The following is an 11747-nucleotide window of genomic DNA, read 5'->3' as shown; positions in this document are numbered from 1 at the left end:
ACTAAAATGAAAAAAATGATAATCGCTGCGTTTGCAGCAATGTTTATTTTTGGCTCAACAACGACAATGGCCAGTGGAAATCTGGAATCTGATCTGACGCCAGTTTCAGCTGAAGATATCCTGAACTGGATGAATTGCAAAGATAAAAAACCAACCGAGACGGTTAAAAGCATGACCAAAACAAAGGATGGCAAGATCGTTCGGGTAAACTGTGGCAAAGCACAGAAAATCGTTGCTGATGCTGAAATACCGGTGAGTGAATATTGATATTGTTCCGGGTCTGTATTCGATATAGGCCCGGTTTGCAACTTGTTTGACTGCCTCAAATAATATTTCGCTTATACGCTGTTGCTGTTAGATAGTGTCGTCATGAGATGCTGGTACTCTATCCATATGATATTGCCGGGTTCAGTGAGCTTGTCAGTATATACTCACCGCACTTCAAATTTCGGCACTCAGGCACAATCGATAATCTGAAAATTATCGGTCAGCAAGGAACGTAGCGATTCTTTATAGCGCTCGGGTGAGGCAAAAAAATCATCACAGGCCTGTTTGAACAGAGAAAAGTTTCGTAGTACTCGCCATACAGGATTTCTTTCTTGAAAAACCGCCAGTAACGTTCAATCAGGTTTGGATTGGACGCATATGGCGGCAGGAAGATTAATCCGGTTTTTGAATCCGACAAGTAATCGGTAACGATCCGTGAACGGTAATAACGGGCATTATCGCAGATGACGTAAATACGGGCAGCAGGGTGCTGTTGCCTGATCTGTTGTAACAACGCTACCGTAGATTGTGCATTGATAGTGTCATCATAACGGACGATTGGATTAAGCCCTGCGCAATCGACGGCGCCTTGAATTCCATGTTCCCGGCCACGCTTGATCCAGCCATATCCAGCGATCGGGTTATGATGACTTTATTGCACTAAGTTAAACCAAGTTTTCATTCACGATTAGTGTAGTATCTATACGCTTTTCAATTAATGTGATGACCGATTGAATATCATCGTGGCGTTGCAATTGCTTTTCGATTTGCTTTCTCTGTTGCGGCGTCAGCTTGTCCAATTCTGTCAGCAACGTCTTAAATGCTTTAGACTCCATAATCAGCATTATCCCAATGATTTTTAATCACTATATTAGTGAACAACACTTAAAGTGACATAGCCAATGATATTGCTATGACTTTTCGTGAGCTTATTTCCAGCGAATTGAACGGTAATCAAATCCATTGATGATTGTCGGTTTGATAACATCAAAGAAAGGAGAGATATCAAAATCTCGGGGTGTGTACAGACTGTAGTGACGGATATGGTAAATTTCGTTATAACAGTTGGCACAGTCCGGATCACCTATCCATTCGCGCTTGATTTCCGGCAGTATGGGGTACGATATGGAATTAAATGCTTGCGCGATCAGCGTGGAACAAATAGCGCGCGATGGATCGTTGCTGCCGAGTGCCAGCATGCGCCGGCGCAGTCTTGTCGGTACCGGGAAAGGAAGCAGATAGCGGGCAAGATCAAAAATATGTTTTAAATCGTAATGGTGTCCGATATTTTTGACAACATAATCGACCACACGCTTGCGGTCTTCCGCGCTCAAACCTGCCGGACGGCAGATCCGCGTGTTTAAATGCGCGTAGTGTGCCAGTGTTACCGCGTGTACGCCGTATTTCAGATCAGCTTCGACCAGAGCCAGCGGCATTTGCCAGGATTCACGCGCCGGCAGGGCGTTTTCACCAATATATATGGCGGCATGCGACCAGGTGGATTGCGTCAGGTATTTGATGGGGATGCTCAGGCGCGTGTCGCCCTCGACGAGCAGCACATCGGCGGGTTGCAGTGTCGCGCGCAGCGTTTCCTGGCTGATCGGTGCGATATGCGTGGTATTTTTGAGCGGCTTTGTCAGGTAGTTTGCCAGCAGACTGCCAGCGGTGCGTGTTATCCATCCCATTGGAACCGGTTTCCCTGCTTTTTTTCGTCAAATGTGAAAAACTGAGTTATTGCTTCATTTTTTCAAAATGATTGTGCAGTTCATCTGCTGTGGATTATTCCAGTCAGTGAACGGATCATGAGTGTACCATTTTTTGGGCGTGCATTAATTGCAGAACAGCTGGAGACTTTGTTTGTCCGTATCACTGCGCGGTTAGGAATGATCGCGAATGCTGCGGTAACGGTCTTGCGCATAAAGACGCAATATAAACTCGCCAGCCGGCGTTTGCCGCATTGCGCGAATGGTCGCCTGCAATTCCAGAGGAAATTCTTCCAGGGTCGGAATAGGTCCCTGTCCAAATTGATCGCCGCCATAATTGGCAGGAAGTACCAGCGGAGCTCCGCTGACAGCAAAAGCAAAGTCCGCCAGCGTCAGCCGTTCGCCGTACAAGTAAGTTCTGCCATCTGCGAGCAGGCGATCGACTTCTTCAAAAATCGCTTTGATCGTTTTCAGCGATTCATCGGCGGCCGCCTTGCTCAGTTGTTGTGATTTCCATATTAACCGCTTCGGGATGCTGTACCAGTGCTTGACAAAAAAGCGTTCCAGCCAGGGGCTGCCTAGCGACAGCGGGCGGACCATAATAGTTTTATATGGCAGCAGATTGGTGTAGGCCCATTTGACGGCAGCGCCTCCCAGTTCGGTATTATAACGGTTCCAGCCGCTTTCCAACGACTCGGCCAGCGCCTCTGGAATCAGTTTGAACTCAGGCGCCGTCTGTGCATCAAAGTGCTTGATTACGGCATGCACGCTGGTCAGTTTAACGTCTCCATCGCGGCACAGGACAAGACTTTTTCCGCCTTGCAGTTTGTTGAGCAGGAAAAAGAAAGGTACAGTGTGCCGGCTTTCCTTAAAATCAATACCGTAATAAAACAGTATCCAGCGGTTCAGTTCGCCGTCGGCGCTGGGTGAAAATGACAGGACTTTGACAGGCTTTTTATCGTTCGGCATCGCTTTTTTACGCACTTTGTGTTGTTAATCAATAGGAAGACCCTGGGCTCTAGTACTCTTGGTACTCTATCAATATGCTATTGCCGTGTACAGCGTTATCGCGGTGCTATGCAACAAGGCGCAGCACGCAGGAAAGGATTGCTCCCTTTTCAAGTACTGTAACGTAGTTACAGGACACCATGGTAACGCCCTGTGGGTGAGCTTGTCAGCGTCCATGCTCTGCGTTGTGCCTTGCCATGTATGCTGACGGCGATATCATATTGATATGAGTACTAGTTGTCGTATTCAATTTCAAGACTGACAGGAAACGGTTCTTCAACGACCATGTCGGTAACGCGGCGCAAACTATTCTGCTTCAAAACCGCTTTGACAATACCCGGAATCTGCGTCAGGTTGATATACTGGCCAAAACAGGTGTGCAGGCCAAAGCCGAAATGCATATAGCTGTAGGCAGGACGGTCAAGGCGGAATTCTTTGGGCCTCTTGATTTTACGTCCGTCTTTCATGGCCGACTGTGTTGCAGCCAGCACGCGCGTGCCTTTGGGTATGGTTGCCGATCTCAGCGTACCCCTCGCGACCACATAATCTTCGGCGCAGACGCGTTGAATGCCGGCAGCAAACGGGTTTAGACGCAGACTTTCGAGAACGAACTGGACCAGCTTTTCGTCCTCATCGGCGCGTGCGGCCTGTTGTGCCTCAACGAGTAATTCCGGATTGTCAAACAGATGATTCAACGTAACCGCGGCGCTTTTCGATGTGGTTGGAATCGCGCCGATAATCAGGCCGATCAGATTGTTCCGGATGTCAATATCCGCCATGCCGGGCATGCCCGCCTGCTGCAGTTTCAGGCAGCGGCCCAGAACATCGTCTCTGTCGGCGGGATCGGTTTTTCTCTCGGCAATGACCTGGTCGAGATAGCCGCGCGTCTGTTCGGCAGCTTTGAGGGCTTTTTCTTCAACTTCGGGATCATCAGGGTAAAACAGGTACTGGAACATAATTGTCGCCGCGTCGGTAAATTCCGTTTCGTTCCAGCCGGGCGTGCCAAAGTATTCGCCGATCAGGCGTGTCGGCACAACGCGCGTCAATTGCTGAACCACATCCATTCTGCCGGCGGTATTTTTCAGAATCTCTTCACTTGTTTTATCGACAAACGGCTTGATAATTGCGTCAATGTCTTCGCGGCGGGCGGCAATGCGCATATTGGACACATCGCGCGTATATTGTCCGGTGTTTTGCATGCCCAGAAAAAAATTGCTGCCGTTCGTGACTTTATGCATTTTTTCTGCATACGGCACCTGAAATATCCAGTCACGGTTCAATACTTCCGTGACATCGTCAAAACGGGTGACCACCGCATTTCCCTTAAATACGACAGTAGGCTTGATCACCCGCAGAATCGTAAAAATCCCGTCGAGATGCTTAAACGCCCACGCGGTCAGTTTTTCGTTGATTGTTGTGGCTTTGGCCATGGTTAAAGCTCCAGTGATTGTGCGTTAACGTATATGCAGCATGCTACTGATAGCCGGCACGGATCCGGCATTATAATAAGTACCCTGATGTGATTAGGTTGGATCGACAATGCCGCCAGCGATCAATTTAAGGGCCGTTATGCTCGGTATGAAAAAATAATCACCGCCACGCGTTTCGACCAGACGCGGGATATTGCTGACAAAGTGCGGCGGTTTGCCTGATCCCGGCTCAGCGGCCAGTACAACTTTGCCCGGATTATTTGCATCATGATTACCCAGCAGAACTTCCTTGTCGTTGCCCTCCTTAAAATCGTTGGCATAGTTGATCCATTGTTGCTGGACGAATTCAAACTGACGTTGAATGTCCGCGTTCAGCGCCATGAAAATAATGCCATGGTTGCCGTCGTCGCGGGCTGGGTCTTTGACTTCTCCGTAAGGCAGCCCCCGTCGCAGAATACGGCGGCGATTGACCAGTGCGCCAGGCGTGTCATAGGCGTTGCTGACGCCGAATTCCAGCGATCCGCGTGGATTGATGCGGCGCAGATGCGCACTGAAGGGGCATTTTGCGCCATGAATGTCTTCATTGTAGGTAAAATCTGTCAGCATCTTTTTTTTGCCGGCGTCATCAGCTGCGGCATAGCGTCTATCCCATTCAGCTTTGCCGACATCATCCGGCGCATGCACGACCGGCGCGCCGTTGTCGCGCCAGCGGCCGGCGAACTTGGCTGCCAGCATTTCCTTGCTGCCGTCAAAAATCTGGCTTTGTTCGTCGAGGAATCGGTTGAACGTTCCCACATTTTCATGGAGTTTGCGATAGACCATGAAAGTGCCATTGTGCGCAAGCAGCCAGGGCGAAGGGGCGGTTTTCGGGTATTCCATCGCTTCGTCCACATGTCCGAGCAGAAACTCTCCGGTCGCCAGCGGCAGCCAGGTGCCGTCACGCATTAATTTGCCGCGCCCCAGGACACGTGCTGCTACATTGGTCTGTCCTTCAAAAACAGGGTCGCCAATGCCGTCGGTATAGCCGAAATGTTCTTTTGGGACGGGCATGCCGGTAGCATCGTATAATACGCTGGCATCCTGATAAGGCAGGCTGTCTTCGCCTTTTTCGCCGCGGTGTCCGGTCAACAGCACCACGCCGCCATTGGAAGCTTCGATCTGTTCCTGAATCCAGTCATAACGCTTTTTGACCGCGTCAATCGACTGACCGTTAATCGAGATCCAGACATGCACTTTTTCTTTCCAGACTTTATCCCAGTTTGCGGGATCGCTGGGGCCGTCGTCACCCAGAATGTCCTTGCGTTTGGCCATGCCCATGATGAAATCTTCCGGAAACCCTCTCTGGGAAGCAGTGGGAATTTCCAGAGCCTGCAAACCGTTAAAAGTAAAAGCAACATTGGTGGTGGCCTGCGGTATGGGAGGTGCCGATCCGTCTCCTGGCTTGCCCCAGGGCAGGGCTGATGTTACCTTGGTGGTGATTGCGCCGATAAATTTGCGGCCCTTTTCACCGTCATCAATCCGTAGAAATAAATAGCGTGCTTTCTGAAAGTTATATCTGCCGTATGCCTTGATAACATTACCCTGAATATCTGATAAATCAAGTTGTTGTGTCATGTTTGATCGCTCTTTTTGAGGTGAATAATTGACAAATCGAGAGTTGACAGTTGAAAAAGCCCGGCTGGCCGGAAAATGGTCAGGGTGTCGATTTTCCGGGCGGCCAGGTCGGTGAGGCCAGGTTTTCCGGTTGTGCGCGTTCAATGAACGCTTTGAACGCCTGTTGTATTTCAGCTGCGCCTTTTCCCTGGTGCTCGACTGCGAACCGGGTGAATTCCTGCTTTAAATAAAGCGCTTTGAGCTGATCCTGCAGGGAATCGTCGGTCGAGCCGTTGAAAAACAGACTGGCATCAAGCTGACATCGTTTGATATAGTGAATAAAACCGGCGCTGTCGGTGACCCGGTCGAATGCGACACAATACTCCCAGATATGACGGACGTCGCGCTGATTGCCTTCATGGTCAACATACGACCAGTTATCCCACATGCCCCTCAGATATTCGTCAAGATCGCCATAAAAACTGCTGGAGAATACAAGATATTTGGACTTTAAATGGTCTTTGCGCGGCAACGCTTTTTTTCGGGCGGAATCTGAAAAAAGAGATGTGATATCCGAGAAATTGAATACCTTGTCATTCGCGGGAAGTGATTCGTAATACACATCGTCAAGAATAAACAGCCGCGCAAGATAGGTATTGGGTACTTTGGACAAAGGGCTCTTTTCATGAATGGGCAGGCGCAGGCACCGTTCGCGTGTGATATCGGCAAAAGACACCTGGTTCAGTATTCCGTTTTTGATAGGGGATAGTACCGTTAGCGCTGTTGCATTTCCACTTTTAGTTGCCATGTGAATTTCCTTATGATCAGATGAATTATTCCGGGATTTGCAGATAGCGTTTTCTGACGGCATCTGCTGACAAGCTGACGATAGGCGTTGGCTTCATGTCACCGAAATGGTGTTGCATGTCGTTGAGCAGTTTGTTGTAATCGTTAAGAAATTCCTCGGGGGGTTTGTCGGCGGATGCGGTGTTAAAATTAATCAATGCCTTTTTGATTTTCTGCGCGGATTTAACATCGTTGGAGGACGCCATTGGATACGCGTTGTAGTAATGCGCTGTATCAATCTGATTGTGGCGAATATAGTTATGAAACGGCGTCAGCGGAACGGATTTGGGGTAACGGACGTTCCATTTCCAGAATAAATCAAGCCCGGATGGAATGGCGAAAGTAAAAGAGTCGACATACTGGTCCCAGCTGCCGTTAAAATTACTGAAAAAAAGCATGTAGGAATAATTCAGTTCTTCTTTGGGCTGACTCGGGTCAAGCCGCGGAAAACCATCCCGCGGAATAATCACCCAGCGTGCATAATGGATAAGCGATAGAGTGACCAAACCTTTCAGTGTTGAAGGGTTGCTTAGCGCGGTTTTAAAAATGAGCTTGTTAATCCAGGTCATGTACCACCGGATCGGTGTAATAACATTCATGGCGTACGCTTTACCTGCGATATTTGACATAAAAAGCTCCTTGGTCGGATGAGTTTTTAACGGTGGTAAATTCAGGTTTTACATATTTGTTTGTTTCGTTTTTTGAAGACGTTTAATCAAAGCATTATTTTAAAGCCGATAAAGCGCGCCCATGTACGAGGTCTATCGAATCATCGGCAAACGTGTTTGTAATTTTTCTTTTTGCGAAGAATGCTGTTTGTTGATGCTGCGCTGTCAGCATTCTTTTTTAACATATGGAAATAGTAATACGTATTTTTTTCCTGCGCAACAAACATTATAGGCCTGTTTGTGCAAGAATCGGTGTGAAGTTCTTCACATATGCTTAGGAGTCGTTCATAAATAACTGTAACACCCGGATCGCATCTGGCGGGCACGCTGCGGTGTTGTTCGTCATCGCCATAGCCTGTGCCATGCTCATCCTCCCGCCTTGCATTGCATCCCGCCAGGCGCGCCCGATTGTCACGCTTATTTATTCACGACTCCTTGGGAAATTTGGGTTGAGCAGACAGGGTGAAAATAGGGTTTGTATTGCTCCCTATTCAACATGCACATTGCAACAGAACACTGAATATATGGGAATCATAAAAAATGCAGTTAACAAAAAGAATAACAACAAGGTTATCGGTTTTGGGAATTTCTTTATTATTGGCATCAGCCTGTTCGACAACGCAGAAAACGACGCAGTCATCCAGAGCTGCAATCGAGCAATTGCTTCAGAGTGAAGCTGTTTCAAGAAGCCTGACCCGGCAGGAATACAGTTTTGTGCCGATTCCAGACGGCGCGAAAGTGACGTTGAAAACGACAGGGCTTAGTAAAGACAGCGCTTTCGTGGGAGAGGTAGTGGGTAATTGGTTGGGAAAGCAAGGCTATATACTGGAGAGTCCGCAGGATGCGCAATATCGTATAAATATCGTCGTCAATTCATTAGGCACCGAATATGGCGAGGTATTTTTTGGTATGCCGCAGATTAGCGGTACTCTTCTTCCGATCTCCATACCCGAGCTGTCTATCTATAAATCGCAGAGCCAAATAGGATATGCAAATTTCTCTTTGAATATTTATGAATTGCCGTCCGGTCGCTTTATGCATGCAACACCGTCCTATTTAACTGAGACGTTTTATAACAATTACACTGTCTTGCTTTTATTTACATTTAATAAAACAGATTTAGACAGCGCCCCTGATCTAAGGTCGCTGAAAAGAATTATTGAGTAACCACTGCGTACGTTGTTATCGTTTTACGCACATGCGGCATGACAGTCGCATGCACGTATGCCGCCGGCTCCGATTACATTTGGGATGATAGTCTCCTCAATCTAAATGCGGATGTGTATGTTCGATCATCAGGCCGTTTTGATGGGTATTTTGAAATAGGATATTCCATTATTTTCGGGCGGTGGTAATTCGCCGGCCCGGATATTGGTTTGTATTGCGGGCAATAACAATGCAGGCGCTTCAAGTGCCGCATCTCTGTTGCTGCGCATTTCAATAAATGTTTGCTCATCGATACCGTCATGCACATGGATATTTTCCGCGCGCTGTTGAGCGACAGTTGTTTCCCACAAAGGATCTCGGCCGTTCGGCGGATAGTCGTGGCACATGAGTAGCCGGGTTTGCGGTGGATAAGCCAGTATTTTTTGGATAGAGCGATACAGCGTTTGTGCATCGCCACCTGGAAAGTCGGCGCGTGCGGTGCCGGCATCCGGCATAAACAATGTGTCGCCCACAAAAATTGCATCGTCGATTTGATATGCCATGTCGGCCGGTGTATGGCCGGGAACAAATAGTGCTTTGGCAGTCAGTTTTCCAATCTGGAATATTTCCTCGCCGGCGAACAAATGATCGAAATGATGTCCGTCCGGCATGAATTCGTCACCCAGGTTGAAGATTTTTTTAAAGGTCGCCTGCACCGTAGGAATATGTCCGCCAATGCCGGTTCTGCCGCCCAGCTTCTTTTTGATGTAACACGCGGATGATAGATGGTCGGCATGTGCATGTGTTTCAAGTATCCACTCGGCATGGAGTTGCTGCCGCTGAATGAATGCAATCAGTTTATCGGCGAATGTTGTGCGAATACGCCCGGATCTGGGATCATAATCGAGAACCGGATCGATAACAGCGCAACTGCCGGTCATTTCATCATACACAACATAACTGATTGTGCTGGTTGTGGTATCGAAAAACGGATTGATATTGGGTGACATCTTAACCTCCATTATTTAACAGGATTGGTCTGTTTAATTGGTCTATTTGTTAGGCGCTTGACAATAATATATCAAAATATATATCATTATTCAATATTTCATTGAAACATATTTTGTTTGATGAATATTGCTATAATCAAATGTATTTAGGGGTATGCGTATGACATTCGAGACCGGGTTAAAGTGGATGGCACGTCGCAGTAGATGTGTCGATAATGCTGCGGGCAACCCATGAATAGTGGATCAATTAAAACAGATTTGGCGCTGCCTGACATGGAAGCCGTGCGTGAATCGGCATCACAGGCATGCGCGACTTTGAAGGCGCTGGCAAACGAGGATCGCCTCCTTATCTTATGCCAGCTTAGCCAGGGTGCAAGAAATGTGGGAGAACTGGAAGCTTTGCTGGATATCCGTCAGCCAACGCTTTCTCAGCAGCTTACAGTGTTGCGTGAAGAGGGGCTGGTAACGACGGATCGTCAGGGAAAATACATTTATTACAGTCTGGCCAGTATGGAGGCTATGCGTATCATGCAGACATTGTTTGAACTTTATTGCGTTCAGCGCGCAAAAGATTAACAGCGTGCCATACCAATCCGGTACGATAAGGACACGTTTTCTATATGCGTGCGCAGGTCTGGAATATGGGTTCAATAATGCGAGCGCAAACGTTTAACAGGAGAAAATCATGGGCGTGGAAATTACCCGGCTGGACGAAAAACTGTCGGTCACAGGTCAGATCGGCGTGGATGATTTGACAGAAATTGCCGGGTCCGGCTGGGTGGTATACCGGAAGAACGTAGCGAAGCGTTCCGTAAGCTGATCGCTGAGCTGCCGGGGCCTGTATTGGCATTCTGCGGCTCGGGCAGGCGGGCGACGGCGCTGCATGCCATGTCAAAATCCGATGATGAAGCAGCCAGGCTGCATCGGTCTACAGCCGATGCCTGCAACTGGGGGAGTGCGTTCGATGTGGTGGTGGTCGGTGGCGGCTCCGCAGGCATCGGCGTGACGGCCAGTCTGCTCAGACGGTGGCCTGCCTTGCGTATCGCGGTGATTGAACCCAGTGATAAGCATTATTATCAGCCGGCCTGGACGCTGGTCGGTGGCGGTGCTTATGATGCTGAACTGACGGTGCGCAGAATGGCCGATGTGATGCCGGAACACGCGGAATGGATACACGCGCAGGCGTCCGCTTTCGATCCGAAGAATAACCTGGTAGTGCTTGCCGATGGACGTAAAATCGGCTACCGCCAACTCATCGTCTGCCCAGGAATCCGTCTGGCGTCGCATACCTGGTCGCTGGTGCAGTATTATTTGATGTGGCGGATTTTGTGCCATCGCTGATGGACTATGTTGAGCGGTATCAGGCAAGGCTCAGTTTTAATTCAAATCTGGTCAGGGTGGATGGCCGCCGTAAAACAGCCTGTTTTGAAACCGAAGACGCAGATGGCAATGTACGCACGGAAGAGAAACAGTTTGACATGCTGCATGTTACACCACCGCAAGTGGCGCCGGACTTTTTGCGCGACAGTCCGTTAGCGGATGCGTCCGGATTTTGCAAAGTCAACGAAAAAACACTGCAGCATCCCGACTATGACAATGTCTTTGCGCTTGGCGATGCCTGTTCGTCGCCGAATGCGAAAACTGCCGTGACAATCAGAAAACAGATTGTCGTCGTTGCGGGGAACCTGCTGGTGAATAAGGAGGATGAGGAATTGCCACTGGTTTACGGTGGTTACGGGGCGTGTCCGCTGGCTGTTGAGAAAGGCAAGGTCGTTTTGGCCGAATTCGGATTTGGCGGCAAGCTAATGCCGACTTTTCCGTTAAAACCAACTGTGTCCAGAAAATTATACTGGTTCTTCAAAACAACGGTTTTTCCATGGCTGTATTGGAACGGCATGCTGAAGGGCAAGGAATGGCTTGCACACGCGCGTAAAAAACATTGAACCTAAATTCCTCAGTTAGCTGGAATCAAATGCCAACGTAGCGGGAAATGAATCAAGAAATTGTGATTTCTGGGGTTTGCTGGCAATAATTTTACTGATGATATAACGCACCAAGGCTGGCCAGCGACCTGCT

At 48.6% G+C, this 11747-nt stretch carries 15 protein-coding genes; 6 read left to right on the top strand and 9 right to left on the bottom strand.

Translation table 11 applies throughout. The features are described from left to right. The first annotated feature begins 6 nt into the window (after positions 1–6). A complete protein-coding gene (locus BMY60_RS08350; protein ID WP_090332853.1) occupies positions 7–267 on the top strand; it encodes a hypothetical protein in 261 nt (86 codons plus the stop codon). Between the two features lie 220 nt (positions 268–487). Here BMY60_RS08350 and BMY60_RS16665 read toward each other — a convergent pair whose 3' ends face one another. The 8 genes from BMY60_RS16665 to BMY60_RS08310 form a co-directional block, all read right to left on the bottom strand. Beyond that, a complete protein-coding gene (locus tag BMY60_RS16665; RefSeq protein WP_371264204.1) occupies positions 488–886 on the bottom strand; it encodes a transposase in 399 nt (132 codons plus the stop codon). A 46-nt stretch (positions 887–932) separates the two neighbouring features. After that, complete coding sequence (locus BMY60_RS15740) at positions 933–1112, bottom strand: hypothetical protein (protein WP_090332850.1); 180 nt, start codon at positions 1110–1112, stop codon at positions 933–935. Between the two features lie 84 nt (positions 1113–1196). Beyond that, complete coding sequence (locus BMY60_RS08335; protein ID WP_090332849.1) at positions 1197–1952, bottom strand: YiiX/YebB-like N1pC/P60 family cysteine hydrolase; 756 nt, start codon at positions 1950–1952, stop codon at positions 1197–1199. Between the two features lie 192 nt (positions 1953–2144). Next, on the bottom strand, positions 2145–2939 hold the full coding sequence (locus tag BMY60_RS08330) for a glutathione S-transferase C-terminal domain-containing protein (protein WP_143057400.1): 795 nt from the start codon (positions 2937–2939) through the stop codon (positions 2145–2147). Positions 2940–3211: 272 nt separating this feature from the next. Further along, complete coding sequence (locus tag BMY60_RS08325; RefSeq protein WP_090332845.1) at positions 3212–4408, bottom strand: cytochrome P450; 1197 nt, start codon at positions 4406–4408, stop codon at positions 3212–3214. 93 nt (positions 4409–4501) lie between these two features. Beyond that, positions 4502–6022 carry a Dyp-type peroxidase gene (locus tag BMY60_RS08320; protein ID WP_090332844.1) on the bottom strand — a complete coding sequence of 507 codons (1521 nt, stop codon included), beginning with the start codon at positions 6020–6022 and terminating at the stop codon, positions 4502–4504. A 79-nt stretch (positions 6023–6101) separates the two neighbouring features. Further along, entirely contained in the window at positions 6102–6809 is a 708-nt protein-coding gene (locus BMY60_RS08315; RefSeq protein WP_090332842.1) for a hypothetical protein, read from the bottom strand. Between the two features lie 25 nt (positions 6810–6834). Next, entirely contained in the window at positions 6835–7476 is a 642-nt protein-coding gene (locus BMY60_RS08310; RefSeq protein WP_090332841.1) for a hypothetical protein, read from the bottom strand. A 579-nt stretch (positions 7477–8055) separates the two neighbouring features. Here BMY60_RS08310 and BMY60_RS08305 point away from each other — a divergent pair. Beyond that, complete coding sequence (locus tag BMY60_RS08305; protein WP_090332839.1) at positions 8056–8682, top strand: hypothetical protein; 627 nt, start codon at positions 8056–8058, stop codon at positions 8680–8682. A gap of 128 nt (positions 8683–8810) precedes the next feature. On the opposite strand, the gene BMY60_RS08300 is transcribed toward BMY60_RS08305, so the two are convergent. Beyond that, positions 8811–9671, bottom strand: coding sequence for an MBL fold metallo-hydrolase (locus tag BMY60_RS08300; protein WP_090332837.1), 861 nt, complete (start codon positions 9669–9671; stop codon positions 8811–8813). Between the two features lie 231 nt (positions 9672–9902). Between BMY60_RS08300 and BMY60_RS08295 the strand changes: the two genes are divergently transcribed. From BMY60_RS08295 to BMY60_RS16650, 4 genes are all read left to right on the top strand, one after another. Then, complete coding sequence (locus tag BMY60_RS08295; RefSeq protein ID WP_090332836.1) at positions 9903–10247, top strand: ArsR/SmtB family transcription factor; 345 nt, start codon at positions 9903–9905, stop codon at positions 10245–10247. Positions 10248–10356: 109 nt separating this feature from the next. Continuing rightward, positions 10357–10491, top strand: coding sequence for a hypothetical protein (locus BMY60_RS16660; protein WP_371264202.1), 135 nt, complete (start codon positions 10357–10359; stop codon positions 10489–10491). Between the two features lie 68 nt (positions 10492–10559). Continuing rightward, on the top strand, positions 10560–11012 hold the full coding sequence (locus tag BMY60_RS16655; RefSeq protein WP_371264201.1) for an NAD(P)/FAD-dependent oxidoreductase: 453 nt from the start codon (positions 10560–10562) through the stop codon (positions 11010–11012). Continuing rightward, positions 11000–11614 (top strand): NAD(P)/FAD-dependent oxidoreductase, encoded by a 615-nt coding sequence (locus BMY60_RS16650; protein WP_371264200.1) that lies wholly within the window; start codon positions 11000–11002, stop codon positions 11612–11614. Before BMY60_RS16655 ends, BMY60_RS16650 begins: the two co-directional genes overlap by 13 nt. The last annotated feature ends 133 nt before the right edge of the window (positions 11615–11747 follow it).

It is taken from the genome of Nitrosomonas sp. Nm51, from assembly GCF_900111165.1.
Taxonomy (GTDB): Bacteria; Pseudomonadota; Gammaproteobacteria; order Burkholderiales; family Nitrosomonadaceae; genus Nitrosomonas.
The sequence above is the reverse complement of the archived record's forward strand: the minus strand, read 5'-3'. Positions and strand labels throughout refer to the sequence as shown.